The organism is Paenibacillus sp. WLX2291 (genome assembly GCF_046603665.1).
Taxonomy (GTDB): domain Bacteria; phylum Bacillota; class Bacilli; order Paenibacillales; family Paenibacillaceae; genus Saccharibacillus.
This window is the reverse complement of the sequence record NZ_CP176755.1, coordinates 1,467,708-1,487,530: the sequence shown is the minus strand read 5'-3', so window position 1 is coordinate 1,487,530 and position 19,823 is coordinate 1,467,708. Positions and strand designations below refer to the sequence as shown.

16 protein-coding genes are annotated in these 19,823 nt (G+C 45.8%); 6 read left to right on the top strand and 10 right to left on the bottom strand.

Annotation, left to right across the window (positions count from 1 at the left end; genetic code table 11):
• Positions 1-119: 119 nt before the first annotated feature.
• From ACDE64_RS06420 to ACDE64_RS06410, 3 genes are all read right to left on the bottom strand, one after another.
• On the bottom strand, positions 120-1,604 hold the full coding sequence (locus tag ACDE64_RS06420) for a caspase domain-containing protein (RefSeq protein ID WP_411349400.1): 1,485 nt from the start codon (positions 1,602-1,604) through the stop codon (positions 120-122).
• 138 nt (positions 1,605-1,742) lie between these two features.
• Positions 1,743-2,660, bottom strand: a complete 918-nt coding sequence (locus ACDE64_RS06415; protein WP_411349399.1) for a hypothetical protein — start codon at positions 2,658-2,660, stop codon at positions 1,743-1,745.
• Positions 2,657-3,205, bottom strand: coding sequence for a helix-turn-helix domain-containing protein (locus ACDE64_RS06410; RefSeq protein WP_411345654.1), 549 nt, complete (start codon positions 3,203-3,205; stop codon positions 2,657-2,659). The genes ACDE64_RS06415 and ACDE64_RS06410 overlap by 4 nt, the downstream gene beginning before the upstream one ends.
• A gap of 320 nt (positions 3,206-3,525) precedes the next feature.
• Here ACDE64_RS06410 and ACDE64_RS06405 point away from each other — a divergent pair, with 320 nt between their 5' ends.
• The gene (locus tag ACDE64_RS06405) at positions 3,526-3,930 is read left to right on the top strand and encodes a DoxX family protein (RefSeq protein ID WP_411349398.1); all 405 of its coding nucleotides are present in this window, start codon (positions 3,526-3,528) and stop codon (positions 3,928-3,930) included.
• A 168-nt stretch (positions 3,931-4,098) separates the two neighbouring features.
• Here the strand turns inward: ACDE64_RS06405 and ACDE64_RS06400 are convergent, their stop codons facing one another.
• A complete protein-coding gene (locus ACDE64_RS06400; RefSeq protein WP_411349397.1) occupies positions 4,099-5,112 on the bottom strand; it encodes a carbon-nitrogen hydrolase family protein in 1,014 nt (337 codons plus the stop codon).
• 305 nt (positions 5,113-5,417) lie between these two features.
• On the opposite strand from ACDE64_RS06400, the gene ACDE64_RS06395 reads away from it, so the two are divergent.
• Positions 5,418-6,395: a helix-turn-helix domain-containing protein gene (locus ACDE64_RS06395; protein ID WP_411349396.1), complete on the top strand. Its 978-nt coding sequence runs from the start codon at positions 5,418-5,420 to the stop codon at positions 6,393-6,395.
• A 285-nt stretch (positions 6,396-6,680) separates the two neighbouring features.
• Here ACDE64_RS06395 and recQ read toward each other — a convergent pair whose 3' ends face one another.
• Positions 6,681-8,549, bottom strand: coding sequence for a DNA helicase RecQ (recQ, locus tag ACDE64_RS06390; protein WP_411349395.1), 1,869 nt, complete (start codon positions 8,547-8,549; stop codon positions 6,681-6,683).
• Positions 8,550-9,139: 590 nt separating this feature from the next.
• Here recQ and ACDE64_RS06385 point away from each other — a divergent pair.
• Complete coding sequence (locus ACDE64_RS06385) at positions 9,140-10,483, top strand: carboxypeptidase regulatory-like domain-containing protein (RefSeq protein WP_411349394.1); 1,344 nt, start codon at positions 9,140-9,142, stop codon at positions 10,481-10,483.
• Positions 10,484-10,661: 178 nt separating this feature from the next.
• Here ACDE64_RS06385 and mmuP read toward each other — a convergent pair whose 3' ends face one another.
• From mmuP to ACDE64_RS06365, 4 genes are all read right to left on the bottom strand, one after another.
• Complete coding sequence (gene mmuP / locus ACDE64_RS06380; RefSeq protein WP_411349393.1) at positions 10,662-12,104, bottom strand: S-methylmethionine permease; 1,443 nt, start codon at positions 12,102-12,104, stop codon at positions 10,662-10,664.
• A 27-nt stretch (positions 12,105-12,131) separates the two neighbouring features.
• The gene (gene mmuM / locus ACDE64_RS06375; RefSeq protein ID WP_411349392.1) at positions 12,132-13,121 is read right to left on the bottom strand and encodes a homocysteine S-methyltransferase; all 990 of its coding nucleotides are present in this window, start codon (positions 13,119-13,121) and stop codon (positions 12,132-12,134) included.
• Between the two features lie 302 nt (positions 13,122-13,423).
• Positions 13,424-14,050 (bottom strand): nitroreductase family protein, encoded by a 627-nt coding sequence (locus ACDE64_RS06370; RefSeq protein ID WP_411349391.1) that lies wholly within the window; start codon positions 14,048-14,050, stop codon positions 13,424-13,426.
• Between the two features lie 374 nt (positions 14,051-14,424).
• The gene (locus ACDE64_RS06365; protein WP_411350242.1) at positions 14,425-15,831 is read right to left on the bottom strand and encodes a family 43 glycosylhydrolase; all 1,407 of its coding nucleotides are present in this window, start codon (positions 15,829-15,831) and stop codon (positions 14,425-14,427) included.
• A 265-nt stretch (positions 15,832-16,096) separates the two neighbouring features.
• Here ACDE64_RS06365 and ACDE64_RS06360 point away from each other — a divergent pair, with 265 nt between their 5' ends.
• Complete coding sequence (locus ACDE64_RS06360; RefSeq protein ID WP_411349390.1) at positions 16,097-16,465, top strand: potassium channel family protein; 369 nt, start codon at positions 16,097-16,099, stop codon at positions 16,463-16,465.
• Positions 16,466-16,702: 237 nt separating this feature from the next.
• Here the strand turns inward: ACDE64_RS06360 and ACDE64_RS06355 are convergent, their stop codons facing one another.
• On the bottom strand, positions 16,703-17,626 hold the full coding sequence (locus ACDE64_RS06355) for a LysR family transcriptional regulator (RefSeq protein ID WP_411349389.1): 924 nt from the start codon (positions 17,624-17,626) through the stop codon (positions 16,703-16,705).
• Positions 17,627-17,869: 243 nt separating this feature from the next.
• Here ACDE64_RS06355 and ACDE64_RS06350 point away from each other — a divergent pair, with 243 nt between their 5' ends.
• Positions 17,870-19,090 (top strand): APC family permease, encoded by a 1,221-nt coding sequence (locus ACDE64_RS06350; RefSeq protein WP_411350241.1) that lies wholly within the window; start codon positions 17,870-17,872, stop codon positions 19,088-19,090.
• Positions 19,091-19,285: 195 nt separating this feature from the next.
• A complete protein-coding gene (locus ACDE64_RS06345; RefSeq protein ID WP_411349388.1) occupies positions 19,286-19,810 on the top strand; it encodes a hypothetical protein in 525 nt (174 codons plus the stop codon).
• The last annotated feature ends 13 nt before the right edge of the window (positions 19,811-19,823 follow it).

Here is a 19,823-nt window from a genome sequence, read left to right as displayed (position 1 = left end):
TTTTTAGAGTTTTACTTATCTTAAATAACAAAAATTGATTTATACAATAAAATCAAAAAAAGAGACCGTACAGTTTAAACTGACGATCAACATGACTCAAACAAAAGAAAATATATAAATTAGTCAATTGTAACAATTGAACCCGTATCATCATTTGAAGTATTAAAATGTTTTTTTAAGTTATTAGTTACAAATTCGTTAAAGCCATTTAAAATATCATCGATTTGAGACTTAATGTCATTATTTTCTTTAAAGAGAACCTTTGAGCCTCTTCTCCAATCCATTTGCTTAATCTCGAATTCTCCCCACTTTACTTCGCGATATAAATTGTACGAGTAGAAAATTAATAATTCTTTTTTTGAAAAAGCAAAAATTAAACTACAGTTGTATTTTATTAAATTAGAATATATTGGATTTAAATCTATTTCGATGATGTTATATGGTAAAGAATCTTCGGTAATTTCATAAGAATCTATCACTTTACGCTTTTCTTCTCTATATTGAAACTCTTTGTAATGTCCAAAACTTCTACTTATTTGACTTGAAAGGTCATTAATTCTTACCTTAAATTTTTTCCAGGCATATTTGATTTGAACGAAAAAATCCTCATTATCTTCGCTTATAAATTCTGCAACTTTATTTATTTTTTTCAAAGAATTATAATGTATATTTTCAAAATTAGTTTCAATGTTATAAATCTTTGATAATTCTTCCAATATTTTCGTTTCGTTTATTTGTGTTTTAATATCATTAAAAACTACTTTGATATCTTCTACATTTTCACAGTAATACTTAGAATCTTCTATTACTCTATCAATAAGTGATAATTCTTTATGTTTTATTAAAACTTCCTCAATTTTTTTAAAATTTATTTCTTTTTTTAGTTTTTCTTTGGTATCGATTGAAAAATGACCAAAAACTTCAGTATTAGTCCCTTGAGTAATATAAAATGGAGTCTGATGCAAACTTTTATTACTGAAATCATCAGCAATAAAATCTATAATATCTCTATATCTAATAGTATCATCTTCATAAGATAAAATTGAATTAATAAAACTTTCTGTAAAATAACTCAATGTATCTAGGGCATATGAACTTTCATTAAATTGAGAAGAAAACATAAAGTAACAATCGCAAAAATTATCAGTAGTTTTATCTAACATCTTCCTTACTTCATGCTTACCTATGTCTTTAACATATCTTACTCCTGATTCACACGCATCTACTACTTTAATTGTTAACTCTGGATTCAGAGATTTTATTAATGCATCGATTTCGCTGTTTTTATACGTAGTTCGATTTAATCTCTTATTATCATAATCTGATAATATGTAATAAAACTCTTCCTCTTGGTACAATCCATGCCCAGAAAAATAAAAAAACACCTCCTGGACTTTTTCTTCTGAATTTCTGTGCTCATCAAAGAAGTCTGAAACTTGTTTTTTTATATTATTACTGTTAGTGTCAGAATAAATCACCAATTTATCGTCATAATTATTGGTAGAATCAATTATTTGCTCCATTGCCAGTACATCGTTTTTACATCCAGGTAAAGCTTTTTGTGTATTGTATTCACTTACTCCAATAAGTAATGCAATTTTCAATAAAATCGCTCCTTTGTTATTAATCAATTCTGCTTATTAATAGAAAATATATACATAATACCCAACATATCATATATATCACAAACTTCAAACAAAAATCTTTATATATACTTACCAAGCAATCCAAATTGATATTTTTCACAAACACCCCAACACCCAGCCTTCACGCAAAATCAACTGCTTCTCCTGCTCGCTTAATGTTGGCAATGCCAGATAAGGTGCCAGTGTCTGCTCCAGATCGCGCGATTGCATCCAGCGGGCGATGTACATTGCGTCACGTTCGTGTTCGCTCCATTCAGCGCTCCAATGCTCCTTCATCATCCGGCGACGGTACAGTGATGGGTACGCTTCGGTAATCACATGATGATCAGCGGGCATGTGCAGTCCGTCGTACGGCCAGAAATGTACCTTCATGCCGCGCTTTTGCCAGCGGCGCAGTCGATAGATCCATGGTAATCCAGTGTGTGTAGAATATGATACGGCGCCTTGCATGCCGGAGACGCGATCCAGATCGGTGACGCTTTTGGTGGATGGGATGAATTCGCGCTCTACTAAGCGTTTGTCAGTGGAATTGATATAATCGACCTGCTCCTTGCTTTGCTTCATCGTCAGCCGATCTGTCTTCCACGTCGTATAACTCCATTGCAAAAACTCATCCCAATTCTGCAACTGTAGTCGCTCCAACTGACTATGCGGATACGATAAACCATAATCGAGTCCGATGATCATACGCTTATTGCTATGCAGCAATTCACGACGTAACCACTCATATATGCTGCGGCGTGACCACAAGCTGGATTTGGATGACGGCATCTTGCCATCCCGTTTCGATGATGGACTGCTGGCGTCTGATAGAGATACGGTTTGGGGAACTTGAGTGTTGGGGACTGTAGATGATACTGCCTGCCCTTTGGCTTTGTTGACGACCTGTGCAGATAGCAGACGGCATTCCTCTGCTCCATCTGCGACGGCAACCGCCAATCCTTTGATAGGCGCATCTGGTTTGTCGGCACCGGAGTAATCGATGCCGATATACACATCAAATAGCCTGCTCATACATCCCACTTCCATTCCATTTCCCGATAGACCGAGATCAACACGCGCGCTGTTTCTTCCCCGATGTTGGTCACTCGGTGCGGCACTACGGCGTTCCAGCTAAAGGAATCGCCAGCTTGCAACTCCGCGCTATCCACGCCATATTCGACTCGGATGCGTCCTTCCACGATTGTATGAATCTCCTCGCCTTCATGCGCAATCGCCGCTTCCGAACTGGAACGCCCCGGCGGCAGCTCTACCAGTACGGCACGCATATTACGCGTCACACCTAGCTCATACACTTCCATCGGCTGACCGCCACCGGAAGTCAGTCGACGTTCTTCCTGACGGACGATATGCATGCGTTCTTCTTTGCTTAACAGCAAATAGGCAAGCGGCACATTTAACGCGCGGGCAATACTTTCTAATGTAGCGATAGAAGGCGATGTTTTATTGTTTTCGAGTTGGCTCATAAAGCCTTGAGACAACCCGGTTTGCTCACAAATGGCAGCAATCGTAATATTTTTCCGTTTACGGATCGTACGAATGGTCGAACCGATATCCATGGTCAGGTTTCTCCTTTACATATACGGGATGAACCGCGTGTGTTCTAATGATACCGTTGAGGGAATAGGAAGGCAATCATTGTCCTTACAGTAAAATAACACCTTACTCACAGTCATAAATCTAACAATTTAGATAATACAAAAAGAACAGAAAATGACTCTTCCCGACACCTGTATTCCGCTTGGTTACAACTGTTTTTGTTAACGCAACAAATATTACTTACACGAATATTATATACACAAAGATAATATTTGTATTGACATACTAGCAAACAGGTTGTAAATTACTTTTAGTAATCAATTTATTAAAGGAGTGTTCAATGATGAAAGTAACAGTTGTATCGACTATTATGCGTGTTGTGCTTGGTATTCTATTTCTCGCTCACGGCATAAGTAAATTCCAAATGACGATGGCGGGTGTATCCGGCTGGTTCCAAAGCGTTGGCATCCCCGGTTTCCTTGCTTATATCGTATCCCCGATTGAATTGGTTGGCGGTATTCTGCTGATCATCGGTCTGTTCACACGTTATGTATCGATTCTGCTAATTATCGTTCTGCTCGGCGCCATCTTCACGGTGAAACTGTCTGCTGGTCTGATGGGTAACGGTCAAATGGCGGGTTACGAGCTGGATCTGTCGTTCATTCTGGTCGCTCTGTATTTGGCAGTGAGCAACAATACCGGCTGGTCGCTGGATCAACTGCTGTTCCGCCGCAAAACGGCTTAATTGCACAGGAGAAATAAAATAAAGCTTCTTCGAATCAATGGCAAGGTAACGAGTATAAGCGTAACTATGTACCGTATGCCTGATCACGAATGAATGCACAATAAACAGCAATGAGGGGAACCACCATATAGGTAGGTTCCCCTTATTGCTGTTCGGCTATAGATGATCTTATTTTACGAGCACATCCTGATCATATTGAATACTGTCATAACCAATTACCTTCTGTGCACCGCTGCCGATATGCTTGATCGGCTTATGCTCCGTGCGGTCAAAGGACAGAGACAAGAAGCCCGGTGTAGAATAATGCCCTGCACTATCGATCAGGAATTTGCCCGGGATGAGCTGTTCCAGATCGATATCAGCATAAATAATGCCCTCTTCGTCATGCTCCAGTGAATTGCCGATGTCTTTGCCGTTCGGACCGATAATACGTGCAAACCCATGTCCCGGCTGCATAAATTGCTTCTGTTCTTCTGTTTCACAAATACGGTCACATTGCTCCTGTGTCCAGATTTGCGAAGATACGAGGCAAAATACCTGATTGCTCATCGCATAATAACGACTTGCAGTAACACACGGCTCTACTCCGAACAGATGCCCATCGTATGGTAAGCCAATCGGCCATGAAGCGACATGTACCTGCTCGTTCATCGAGGCCATCGCCGCAATATTAAGCGGCAGCATATGCTCCCAACATTGTAATCCACCCAGATTGCCCAGCTCGGTTTCGAATACGGGCATCATACTACCGTCGCCATCGCCCCAGATCGTTTTCTCCGCATTGGTCGCTTTCAGCTTGCGGTGTTTGCCAATCAGATTGCCGTCTGGATCAAACCAGAGCTGCGTCAGATAGAGTGATCCGCCATCCTTTTCCGTTACCGATACACAGAAGTAGACACCGTTACGACGCGCAGCGGCACTGAGCTTTTGCACTGCCAGACCGGGAATCTCGACTGCATTTTTGTACAGATCGATATAGTATTTCATGCCGTAATTCGTATCACCCATCCAGATCCACCACGGATAACCGGGGATAAATGCTTCGGGAAACGCAATCAGCTTCGCACCACCCGCGGCAGCTTCATCGACCAGTCGACATGTTTTGTCTACGGTTGCATCCAAATCGAGCATCACCGGGGATGCCTGTACAGCGGCTACACGATAGTTCGGAAAAGTTGTCATATTCATTCCTCCTGCAATATAGGTATGGGTTCAGATGATCGTTTGCGATGCTTGAGGATCATCTGCTGCTTATGAACATTATATTTCCGCTTCGTGTTAAGGTCTTGACTATGCGTGTACAGATACTTGCCGTTTTGTGCACAAATAGAGAATACATAGTTTTGTTTTCATTTTATTTTCTCATTATCCCTATTTTTCATGTTTATATGTAATATTAGTTGACTCATTAGGTAATGTATAGCATTGACTTTCTATTTATTTTTCCTATAATCGTATGTAATCTACGGATAAACGGAGGGAACGAGATGACGACCATTTTATCAACCGAACAGGTTAAGGAGCGCGAACAATTCGCGTACTGGCGGGAAACGTTGTGCGATGTGTTTGTACAACTGGATGCGGATAATCTGTCGGTACGACCGGATTTTGCGGGGCGGTTGGAGATTGGGCAGCTGGAGCAATTGCAGATCACGGACGTTCTCTCCGATCCGCAGCATGTGATTCGGTCGCGACAACAGATTGCACGGGCAAATGAGGAATATTTTCTACTTAGTTTGCAAGTATCGGGGCATGGCTATACGTCGCAGGATAAACGGGAAGCCAATTTAGAACCGGGTGACTTTGTATTATATGATACGACTCGTCCGTATGTGCTTCATTTTGAACAGCCCTTTCAGCAGATTGTGTTTCGATTGCCGCGTCAGCTGCTATTAAACCGTCATACGCATGCCGAGCAATTGACCTCCCTGCGCATGCCAGGACAGCATCCGGTGACGATGATGGTATCGAGCTTTTTGCGGACGGTATCGTCTACGTATCATCATTTTGATCCAGCGACTCGGTTACGGGTGTCAGACAGCATTGTCGATCTATTATCGACGGCGCTATATCTCGCTGAAGGTGCCGACCGACCAAGGATAGAAACCGATTCATTGGCGCTAGCTCATCGGACAGCAGCGCATTCGTATATCGCGGCACATCTGAATGATCATCAATTGAGCCCGGCGGCGATTGCTGCCCATCTCGGCATTTCGCTTCGATATTTGCATCGGCTGTTTGAAGCGGAAGGGCAGTCGGTCGCAGCATGTATTCGGCATCAGCGCTTGCAGCAGTCTGCTCGTATGCTGGCGGATCGTCGGCAGCTGCACCGAACAGTGATGGACATCGCACTGAGCTGGGGATTTAACGATGCCGCTCATTTTAGCCGATTGTTCCGTCAGCAATATGGCATGAGTCCAAGTGAGTACCGATTGCAATCGCTATCGGATACGCAGAATCTATAATAGCCAAACTCCAATCAAAAACCCGCGTTCTACGAAATGATTGCTGCACCCTACAATGAAACTGCCCAATAGGCATGTCTTCTCATTGCTTGGATGGCAGCATCTTTTCGTAAAGCGCGGGTTTGTTAGTTCATTACCTATCAGCGATACTTATGCGTCGGCATTGCTACGTTTGTATACACGTACGTTTTGAGATTCAATAGATCGTTAAATGGAATATCGCTTCGCTGTTATGTTCACCATGCCAGACTCCAATTCACGGATACGATCCTCGTTGCAATTGACTTAATATTCGTCTCCGAACGTGCTGTTCTCCTCCATCGTCTTCTTTTGGAAAAAGGCAAGGAATGGTTCGCCGTATTTGCGATACTTCACTTCGCCGACCCCTTTGACGGTGAGCATCTCGCCTTCACTTTGTGGCTCGACTACGCTCATCTCGCGCAATGTCGCATCGTTGAAAATGATATACGATGGCACGCCTTCGCGAGAAGCCAATTCACGTCGAATCAGGCGCAATTGCTCGAAGATCGTTTCATTTACCGCAGACAGCTCGTCGCCACCGGAACGGGAACGACTGCCCGATGTGCGATCTGCCGATGCGGCGACTGGCATTGGTGCACGTTGCATCACTTTGTGTTGCCCCTTGAGCACATCGCCTGCTAGCGGCTGTAATTTGACGACAGGATACTGACCTTCGGTGAGCAGCAGATAGCCTTCCGCCGCCAGTACATTGATGCGCTCGGAGATTTCCTTCTCCGTCAAATGCGATAGCAGACCATGCGTAGGCAGCTCGTCGAATTTGTATTGCAGAATTTTTTTGTTGCGCGAGCCTTTGAGCACTTGCGCGACAACCGATACACCAAAGCGCTCACGCAGACGATAAATGCATGAAAAGATCTTTTGCGCTTCAATTGTCGTATCAACCAGCTCACGACTATCGCGGCAGGAGCTACATTGTCCGCACGGCTCTGCCGCATGTTCTTCGCCAAAATAGTCCAGCATCGCATTGCGCAGACATTTGGTCGTATAGCAATAGTCGATCATTTGCTGCATTTTGCGATAATCGTTATGCTTGCGCTCGCCTTCATTCATATTCTGCTCCAGCAGAAACTTCTGGGTCATAATGTCCTGCGGGCTGAACAGCAAAATACATTCACTCGGATCGCCGTCACGCCCTGCACGACCAGCTTCCTGAATGTAGGCTTCCATATTTTTGGGCATATTATAGTGGATGACGTACCGCACGTTCGACTTGTCGATCCCCATCCCAAAAGCATTCGTTGCCACGATTACCCGAATATCGTCATACAAAAAAGCTTCCTGACTGCTATCCCGTTCGTCGTCGCTCATGCCCGCATGATATCGTCCCGCCTGTACACCACTGCTCAGCAAGCGGCTGTACAGATCATCCACATCCTTGCGAGTAGCGGCATAAATAATACCCGATTCACTCTCATGAGTACGCGCGTAATCAATTACGAATTCCTTACGCTGTGTACCGCGTAATACCGACATCGACAGATTATCCCGTCCCAGCCCGGTAATGAATACTTCCGGCTGCTTCAATTGCAGCAAACGCAAAATATCGCTGCGTACTTCCGGTGTCGCCGTCGCTGTAAATGCCGCTACAATCGGACGCTGCGGCATCTGATCAACAAACGGTGCAATTTCCAGATAACTTGTCCGAAAATCATGCCCCCACTGGGATACACAGTGTGCCTCATCGACTGCAAGGCAAGTAATATTCACACCGTTCATCTCTTCGCGAAACCAATCCAGCTCCAATCGCTCCGGCGCCACATACAACAGCTTCAACTCGCCACGTCGCGCGGCATTGATGCGTTGATTCACCTCGCGTCCGCTCAGTGTGCTGTTAATATAAGCTGCTGCCACACCAGCTGCTTCCAGCGCATCCACCTGATCTTTCATCAGGGAGATCAATGGTGAAATGACCAGCGTGACGCCATCGTTCACGAGTGCAGGAATCTGATAACAGATCGATTTACCGCCACCAGTCGGCATAATTCCAAGCGTATCGTGGCGATCCAGCAAACTGCCGACAATCTTGCGCTGACCTTCCCGAAAATCTTCATACCCAAAATATTTTTGCAGCAATTCCTGAGCCTGCTGCATCACAGGCGCCTGTACGCTCATATTCAAAACTCCTATCTATCTAAACTTGACTGACCAGTATCATTGTCCATATAAAATCCATAATCATCTTCGCAGATGCTGTCATGTATCTCCATAACGCTCTAATCCGTGCCGCTGACGTCAAAATATATGCCTCATATATGCTTGTTTACAGCCAGACGCTGGCACAGACGGCAAAAAGCAGCCCAGTAAGTAGGAGTACCTGCCTGGTCTGCTTTCTTTATTTTTATTATAACCGATGAGGGGGGATTTTCCCAGCTTTTGCCGAGATTTGCATATGCAATGTTGTAAGCTATAAAGGCTGTATATATAGGATAAGCAGGTCATGCTTGTTCACTCATAATGGCGATGCAATAACGTCTGTATATTGCCGCGGATAGCTATTATTCACTCCCTGCAATCAATAATACACCCGTCTCGCAGATTCATAAGTTGCCTCTCCGCTGTATTCACAAACATGTCCAAAGAACCACGATTTCATTCGTTACTGCTGGATACTTTAGGACTTTATGTATAAAAAATGGTTGACATCTTCTATTTTCGATTTATACTGAAATCGTCATTAAATCCATATTAAAGGAGATTATTACATGAAATTGAAGTTAATGAGCGTAGCAGCTCTTGCCTTATCTATTGGTATTGCTGGTATGAGTCCAAGCGCACTAGCGCAGAGCAGTTCTGGAACTACGATTCAAAAAAATCAGACCGTGCAGCCGTTATCCACCAATGTTCAACCCGCCACCGTACATAACAGCAAATCCACACCGGCGCAAAACATCCCACTGTCGAATACTCCATCTGCCCGCAGCTTTGCCGCCGCTACTGCAACAGATGATACCTACGGCAGCAATACGTCACCGGATACTGCACAATTGATTAATACTGGCACTGCTGTTTCCGGTTATATCGATCAGCAGGGCGGCGCACGCTGGTATTATGTGAATGTAGCCAGTACGTTGAAATTAACTGCTTTTTTATCGACCGGAACAAGTAATGTAGATTATGATCTGACACTGTATCGTTTGAACACCACCAATTCTACGCTGGAGCAAGTATCGTATTCCGCCAAAGGTGCAGGTCAATACGAATTGTTGAGCCATCTTGCTACGTCGGGATATTACTTTATCAGCGTCACTTCTTATCAAGGGGCAGATACAAGCAATCCATTCACTTTGTTCACAACGCTGTCGGATAGCTATGATAAGAGCGAACCAGATGATAATCCATTCTTCGCCAAGGATCGCGGAACAACTGCATTCACAAGTCAGCAAAATATCGATAATCTACTGGATGAAGATTGGAGCAAAATCACCCTCAATGCTCAGAGCAAAGTAAATCTGCGCCTGAACAATACTTCGGCAAATGGTGAATACATTATTCAACTATGGAATGCGAACTTGCAAAATCTCGGTTCATTAAAACAAAACAACAATGGACAGATTACGCTTCCGGCAGGCACGTATTACATTCAAGTGTATGCGCCATCCACTTTCGATATTACAACGCCGTACACATTAAGTGTCAATTATCAAAGTGCAGCGATTACACGCGTAGCGGTTAGCGGAATCACTTCCGATCGTGGTGTACAAGGCTTTATCGATTATGGTCAAGGTAAGAAATGGCGTGTTGGTTATAACATTACAGTCAATGGACGTGCATTCGACGCAACGGGCAATCCGGTTTCCAATGGTCTCGTTTCGATTAACGTAACGACCAAAGTCGGTAATCACTCTGTTACGATTGAAGGTACAACGGACAGCCTAGGTTATTTCTCGGTGCCGATGAATATCGGAGCAGCTGCTGGTCAGCTTACGTATCGTGGACCGGTGTCGACGCACTACTATGATATTATTCCAATCACATTCCGCAGTAACGGTACATTGCTGAATGCAGATATTAGTACTCTATACCACTACGCGTACAGCATTAACTAATGTATCCTTTCAAAGGATTCGGTATAACGCAGATGATGCGTTGAACTTGATCGAGATGCGATCACGATGAGAGGGATTTCATTCCTTCATATCCGTAATACCGATAAACAAAAAGCACACGCCTTCCGAAACCCTTCGGAGAGCGTGTGCTTTTTTACGATGTGTACTCGTTGCTTTTTTAATTGTGGTTGCCCATATTCTGACTTTGCAACTTTTTCTGTACAAAATAAGCGGCATAACACAGCACCATAAACGCTAGTCCGCAATAAAATGCCAGACTTTGATTCGGGTCAAAGGCAATGCCGATACACGACGCCAGACAGAGTACGAATGCTGCAATCGGCACGAATGGATATAGCGGCGCGCGATACTTGAGATCCTCGATTCGGTTCCCTTCCCGCACATATTGACGGCGGAACATATAATGCGATGCCGAGATGCCCATCCAGACGACAACGACCGCAAACCCGGATACCGATACGAGGAAAATATACACCGTATCTGGCGCAATCACACTCGTCAGCAGTGCCAATCCGCCGCCGATCATACTGAAGATCATCGCATTCAGCGGAATGCCTGCGCGTGTCAGTCTGCCGAATACCGGTGGTAACAGACGCTCTGACGATAACGACCATAACATGCGCGAGCAGGCATACAAGCCAGAGTTTGCCGCTGATAGCAGTGCGGTGATAATGACAAAGTTCATCAGATCCGCCGCATACGGAATCCCGATCCGGTCAAATACCATCACAAACGGACTTTCAATCACGCCCGCCTGTCGCCACGGGATAAGCGCCGATAGTACGAAGATCGTACCGACGAAGAAGATGATCAGACGTCCGACAGTTGCTTTGATCGCACGCGGGATATGTTTCTCCGGATCGACACTTTCGCCCGCTGCAATCCCGATCAGCTCTGTACCGGAAAAAGCAAAGTTCACCGACAGCATCGCCATAAAGATCGGGAAAATGCCATTCGGGAACAGCCCGCCATCACTCGTAAAATTGGACAATGACGGCGCACCACCCGACTCCTTCATCGGCAGCAGCCCGAATACTGCCGCACCGCCCAATACGATAAAGACAAGAATGACCGCTACCTTAATGCCCGAAAACCAGAATTCTGCTTCGGCAAACGACCGTACCGAAAAGGCATTGAGCAAAAATACCAGCACTGCAAACATTCCGCTCCACAGCCAGACCGAGCTGTCTGGAAACCAGCGCTGCATTAGCAATCCGGCTGCCGTAAATTCCGAACCGAGCGCCACCGCCCACGTCAACCAATACATCCAGGCGATCATATAGCCAGTGCCTGGTCCGATAAACCGTGCCGCATACGTATGAAATGCTCCCGTCACTGGCAGATGTACCGATAGCTCACCCAGACAGAGCATGACCAGATAGACGACTAATGCGCCGACCAGATAAGCGATAATCGTACCGAGTGGACCTGCCTGATTGATCGTATAGCCGGAGCTGAGAAACAGCCCGGTGCCGATAACGCCGCCAAGCGATAGCATAACCAGATGTCGGCTTTTCATTTTACGTTGAAATTGTCCTTCCTGTTGTTCAGTATTGCTCTGTTTCTTTGATGCCTTCGTTTGCGTCGGTTCCAATGACATGATCTCCTACCTCTCCTCAGTCTCTCCTCAGTTCACATTCGGTCGCAAGGCAGCCTGTATGCTTGCAATATCGTCCGGCGTTGTTCGGCAGCAGCCACCAATTAGCCGCGCTCCTAGCTCATACCATTGTTGTGCATCCTGTCCATATACATGATCACACGCCTGACCATGCCATGTTTTGGTTACCGGATCGTATTGCTCGCCGGAATTAGGATAGACAATGATCGGCTTGGATGTATGTTGCTTTAACTGAGTAATCAAGGACGGAATATGCTCCAGCGCTGTGCAATTGATACCAATCGCTGCTACCTGCTCTTGTGATTCTAGCCATGATGCACATTGTGCTACCGTTTCGCCATTACTAATATGCTGCCCATCCTTACCGCTAAAGCTAATCCAAGCATACACACCGGGGAAATGCTGCAACACACGCGCAATCGCCTGTGCTTCCACCAGACATGGAATCGTCTCGCATGCTAGAATATCCGCGCCTGCCTCAATCAGAATACGGATACGGTCATAATGAAAGTCGAACAGCTCCTGCTCTGTTTTGCCATAATCACCGCGATATTCAGAGCCATCTGCGAGATAAGCACCATATGGACCAACCGATGCGGCAACTAGCGGCTTGGGGCGTGCGGGAGACGTTGACGATGCGGCAGCACCAGTCGATAGCGCTTCCGCCTGCTCCGCGGTGTATCGATTCCAGAACTCGTCGCGCGCCTCTACTGCAAGTTGCACCGAACGATCTATCATCTCCACCGCTTCATGCTCACTCAATCCATGCTGCATAAATCCAATTACCGTCGCCTGATAACTCGCTGTAATCGCACAGTCCGCTCCAGCTTCAAAATACCGCGTATGTACGCGTGCGATTGCTTCCGGGTTATCCAGTAGCAGTCGTGCCGACCATAGCTCATCGTTCAGATGTGCACCTTCCTTTTCCAGTTCGGTCGCCATCGCGCCGTCCAGAATCATCACTCCGTAATGATCGATCATTTGTTGAATCTGATTCATGCTTTACTCCTTTCAAGCCATAAAGCTTTGGGGCATGTTTGTACATAGTATCAATGCCCGTCAATGTCAGTTTATTGTGAACGTATTTTAGATGATATTATGCTATTTGTAAACCGTTGTTTCGAGAATAGCTTATGTATATAGCGCAATAAAGACCTGTAAGGCTGCAAAAGATTCTCCATTATGCGAAAATCGTGCTTTACTGCGATACAGGTCTTTTGTTCTTTTGTATATTAGAGAAATCTACTTTTTCTATATATTCATGAATTGTATAGTAATCAAACTACTGCTCAAAACAAAAATCAAAAATGATCGTAACTAACAAATTCTCCAACCGGTTTGCGGTAGCCACGTACACGCTGACTGCTCGTATCTTCTTTGCCCAGCGTAATCATCATGACTGGCACATAACGATCTGGAATATTCAGCGCTTGTGATACTGCCTGTGCATCGAAACCGATCATCGGGCAAGTATCCCAGCCTTTGTCCTTAGCAGCCAGCATAAACGACATTGCCGACAGACTGGCATTACGAATTGCTTCATCGCGTTTAAAAGGTTCGCCCTGCTGCTCGTAAGCATCCTGCGTTGTAGTTACCATTTGATCAAATTCCTGTTGGTTCAGCACACCAAGATGCAGCAGCCCTTCATAGATTTGCGGTGCGTTCAAATGTGCATCCAGATGACCAAGTACGATCACAACTGCCGAAGAAGTCAGTACTTTATATTGTTTATAAGCAGCGTCGTACAGTTTGTTTTTGTTCTCTTCATCCTGCACTACAACATAATGCGCATGTTGCAAATTGTAGGCGGACGGACTGTATTTCACCAGATCAAAAATCTCATCCAGCTCATGTTGGCTGACAGATACATCCTGCAAAAATTTATTAGCTGACCGTCTTTGTTTCATAATCTGTGTAAGTTCACTCATGATTCTTATCCCCTTGTCCAATAGTTATTTATTTAGCAATGAAATATTTGTGTTCTGGCTGATGCGTGCGATGTATGTAGGATAAGAACGTGGGTTTACGCATATGCCAGATGAAGTGCTGTAGGTACACATGTAGATGGTATCAAGTGATTTTGGTTGTTTGTCCTGCACGCTTCATCTATACTTTGATATTAAGATAATACGAATATAACTTACTTTTAGTATAATAGCAACAAAAAGTTACTAATAATTCAGTTTGAATATGTATTGTGATAATAGCAAAAGACCAAACTTCGTCATGACAACGAAATGTGGTCTTTTGTCTGTGTTCTGTATGTGCTCTCTAATGATAAGGCAGTTGCGTAGAAGATCAATCAGTTTCCATACACTCGCACTTCGTGCAAGGTTGGCGTATACCAGTTGTTCGGATTGTTGTGCAATACGGCGTTCACCATATTAATACGTACATAACGGGCGGTAAAGGAGACTGCATCTGTTGTAAACCCATACGTTGTATTGGTCGTACGGTCGATGGTTGTGTAGTTGACACCATCGGTACTGTATTCGATTTTGTATTTGTAATAGCCTTCAGATCCTTTGTACATAAACCACGAGATATCGATCTCGCTGACCTTTTTGGCGGAACCGAGATCGACTTGCCACCATGCAGGCCATGTAGCGGAAGACGCTGCCCATGATGTTTGTGCATTGCCGTCATTGGCATTGGATGCTGGGCTGGCACTGGCGGATGAGATAGCAGTTGCCGTTTTGCCTTGCGCGTGATTGGTCAGCGCTGGTGTGGTGATCGTACCGGCTGCTGCATCAATATTCCAGCTGCTATACCAGTTCAGTGTAGCGGTACGAGCGCTATCGTTAAGCGTAAGCGGCAACCAGATGAATTTGTGATCGCTCAGATTTAGTGGATTCCAGCGGTCACCCATATAGATGTAGCTGGTGCCTGCACTGCCGGTAATCGTGGCGATGGAATGAATCTGGGTTGCATAAGCGGACGGATCGCCAAATGGTGACAATGCCGACCATGTGCCCGTCATGGAGCTGGATGTAGCATATGCACCTTGATTCGGATACCAGCCGGATGCCTGCGAAGTGAACAGATAGTAGGCACTGCCCTTTTTCACAACTGCTGGTGCTTCACGGTACGCGCCTTCAAACACCCAGCCGACAAAGGAAGATACATTGGTATACGCGGCGTTCAATTGGAAGATCGCCATAGAGTTGTTGGCACCGCCGTTATTTTGACGGGAAGCAGTAATCAGATATGCTTTGCCATCGGTATCGACGAAAACGGTCATATCACGGGATTCATAATCCAATGGGCGGAAGCTGCCTTGATACGTAAAATTACCATCCGGTGTATCGCTAGTTGCGACAGCTACACGGGCAAGCGAATAGTCGCTGCCATTCTCATAATGCGCCCATAACACATATTTTTTGGTAGAAGCATTGTAGATCACTTTTGGACGTTCGATTTTGCTGGAGTTCAGTTCGGTAGCAGAGCTTTTGGTCAGGATGCTATTGCCAAACGTCCAGTTTTTGAGATCGGTGGATTTGTACACATTCACTTTGTCAAAGGTGCCGTTAGTTGCATGCTCGCCATACCAGTAGTATGTAGAACCGACTTTGAGAATATTGCCGCTGTTCGCTTGGATAGCATTACCAGCAGTATCCTTCCAGTCTGTACCGTTCGTAATCGTCACACTTGCTGCCTGTGCTTGTTGCGCGCCCAGACTCAAACCGGTGAACAATAGCAACAACGCCAGCCCTGCCGCCCAGTTAGACCGGGAAAATAGATTGCCTTTTCTCACAATCGTACCCCTCCTTCATATCGTATCGAAATCGTCCGCGGTGGATTTCACACTCATTTTAGATATATTTGGAAGCGTTTACAATAAAACAATAGCGAAAGTGGTTATGAATATAAGGAGAGGTATGTCTGTCGATGACTTTTGCGGTACGATATACTCTAATACAATCCATACCAAAATCGAACTAGACAGGAATCTATCTATAGAAAGGAAACGGGCGATGATCTCATTTTTATTAACATTGAAGCGATTGATTCAAGCATTGTTCAAAGTAGGCAAAGAACCACTGTTCCGCTCGCTCATTACGACGCTGCTGTTTATTCTGCTGTCGGGCACGATATTTTATCGGAGTACGGAAGGCTGGTCGATCTTGGACGCGTTTTATTTTTCATTTGTCAGTCTGATTCCAACCGGGGTAGATACCAATCTGAGTCCGCAATCGGATCTGGCAAAATATTTTACGATGATCTATCTGGTCGTAGGTACAGGCGTTATGCTGATCATTCTGATTCGATTGGGATTGGCGGCGGTTGATTTTGAACGATCCGAGCTGCGAAGACCGGAGAATCATCTGGAAGAGAAGAAGTGATCTTCAGCGAGTGCTTAGTCCTGCATAGTAAACGTATGGAATAACGATAAAAAGCCAATCCGGCTAGCAGGTGCAGCCGGATTGGCTTTTTGAAGTCTCATGAACAGTGGATATTCCGTCACACTGTGTATGAATCATTTGGTAGATTAACTAGCCAATCCTGTGCATGCTTGCTACCAACGATCATCAACTTGCAACCAAATAGTCGTCAAGGTATCGCCACTCACGATTGTCAGCTTACAGTTGGCTATGTGCCAATTCTACAGATTGGCGCCAGCGTTCAGCATGCTGATGAGTCATCTGGACGAAGCGGCTCTGCGCAGGCGATTGCCACTTTTTCGTATGATAGCTAATATGGGTGCAGACGCGTTGATCGGTATCGTCCCAGTTCAGCGCAACCATCTTCCCCTCTTGCAACTCGCGTTCTACCGTAATAAGCGGCAGGAAGGCAAGCCCCAGACCTGCCATCACACATTGCTTGATCGCTTCATTGCTCCAAAATTCGATACTTGGATCTGGGAAAACGCCGTGCCGATTCAGCGTCTTCTCAAACAACAGTCGATAATTGCAACCTGCTTCGGTATATAGAATCGTCTCGTACCGCAGATGATGCGGCTCCACATGGGACAATATTGCCAGCGGATGATCCGGCGGTGCGACCAGTGCCATCTCCTCTTCCACAAGCATATCGACTTTTAATTCGTAATCTTCCATATGCGGTTGCAGCAAAAAGACAATATCCAGCTCGCCTCGCCGCAGCATCTCATGCAGCTCCTCACACGCACCCGGCTTCAAAATAATTTGCACCGACGGATACTGCTGCCGGAACTCCTTAATAATGGGCGGTAGGCGAAATGCCGCCAGCGATTCGGGCGCACCGATATGCAGCACCCCGCCGATCTGATCGCCCGATACAATCGCTTCGCGTGCCAAATTGTGCATGCGTGAAATCTCCTGCGCATACGGCTGCAAACGCCGCCCCGCATCCGTCAGCAAAATCCGTTTATGAATCCGGTCAAATAGCGGCGTACCCAGCTCCTGCTCCAACGACTGAATTTGCGCGGTAACACTGGACTGCGCATAATCCAGCTTGCGCGCAGCTGCCGTAAAACTTCCCGTCTCCACTACCGTCAGAAATGTAAACAAATGACGAGATTCCATGCTGCATCTCTCCTTTTCCATATCTATCATCTCTCCCATCGGAAATACCGATGGTCAGCATTCGTTATATCCGTTTTACCGATGAGTCTATTATCTGCTACGCTGGAACAAATAACAAGGAAAGCAGGGAAATATATGACCTTTTCGCACAATTCTGGATCGGGTGCCACTACAGCCGCCCCATCGCATCCCTCTTCTACGTCAACCGGGAATCAGAACGCTCATCTTGGTAGAACGATCAATATGCCGCAAGCAGTCGCACTATATATCGGTGCAGTTATTGGCTCCGGTATTCTGATTACGCCCGGCATTACCGCTCGTATGGCAGGTCCATCCGCGATTATCGCCTGGATATGTATGGCACTGCTCATTTTACCGCTCGCCTTGTCCATGGGACTGCTATCAGCGCGTTATCCTAATGCTGGCGGTGTATCGCATTTTGTCTCGCTTGCCTTTGGTCCACGGCTGGGCGCGCTGATCGGCTGGTTTTTCCTGATGTCGGTGCCGATTGGTGCGCCAGTCGCTGCACTAACTGGTGCCGGTTATTTGACCGCAGCGCTCGGCTGGAGTGAACCGATACGCATCACGATTGCCGCCGCCCTGCTGCTGTTCAGTCTATTAATCAATTGGATTGGCTTTCAGCTTGCCGGTAAAATTCAAGTCGCAGTTGTCGGCGCAATTATTCTTGTGCTTGGTCTTGCGATTGTCGTCGCCATCCCGGATATGAAAGTATCTAACTTCACACCATTCATGCCGCATGGCTGGTTCAGTGTCGGTCAATCGGCAGCGATGTTGTTCTGGTGCTTTATCGGCTGGGAAGCGGTATCGCATCTGTCTGAAGAATTCAAAGATCCGCAAAAGGCAGCCGTACGCGGCGTCATAATCGCCGCTTCCATCGTCGGGCTGCTATACTTACTCACTGCCATCGTTACGATTGGCACGCAGAGCTATCTCAACGATGCGGACGCTTCGCTCGTTCATCTGATCGGTAGCCGACTCGGCATCTGGGGTGCCGTCTTATCCGGTCTGACCGCTGCCTGTATCTGTACAGCGACTACAGTCGCTTATATCGGTGCTGCATCTCGCGTCGCCTTCGCACTGTCCCGCAGCGGATATGCCGCCCGTCCATTCAGCCACCTGTCACCGCGCTTTCGCACACCGACAGTAGGCATCGCTTTTCTCGGAAGCTGCTTTGTGATCATTCTATCTCTGTATGCGACAGGTCTGCTCAAGCTTGAATTGTTATTACAATTGCCGAACTCCGCTTTCATTCTGACGTATCTGGCAGGCTGTGCTGCCGGCGTACGCTTGTTATGGAAGGAAAAGGTTGGACGCTGGATTAGCGGCATCTCGTTTGCATTTACACTGATTGTGTTTCCATTTACCGGTTGGGCGATTCTGTACCCGTTAGCGATCACTATCCTGTTCTGGCTGATGACCCGCAAACGGGCAGTACAGCGATAATTGAATTTCATATACTTTTCACACATCTCTCCCATTGTTCTCACATAATCCCTTGTTAAGATGATCTTACATCAGCAGTTGACAATACACTTTGCCGACAGGGCGCACCGCTTCACCAACCGTGAAGACGACAGCGTACCTGACGGCAGAAGCAACTTCGATGGCAAACAAATCTATTAACGAGGTGACCTACCCATGAAAAAATGGACAAAAAATGTAGCAGCATTACTGACAGCAGTGAGTGTACTCGGTGGAGCAAGCAGCGTATTCGCAGCAACTCCTGCCACAACAACGCCAGTGAAAAAAGTGGTTTCCACTTCCGCAACAGCGACCAAAACAACACCAGCTGCAACAGCGAAAACAACTTCCAAAACACCTGTAGCATCGACTCACAAAGCGACAGCTGCAACAACCAAGTCCACGGGTAAAACAACAACAGCTGACCATAAAAAAGCAACTGCAACACACAAAGCAACAACTGGCAAAAAGAAAACTAGTAAAACAGCGACTCACAAAGCAACTGCAACGACGCACAAAACAAAAGCAACCGCGCATAAAACAAAAGCAGCTGCACACAAAGCAAGCGCAGCTCACAAAAAAGCAGCTCACACTACCAAAAAAGCAGCTCACAAAGGCAAAGTGACTACTCACCAAACAGCACCGGTTAAAAAAGGTACAACTACTAGCAAAACAACAGGTAAAACAACATCCCACAAATAAACATGAGGCTTGA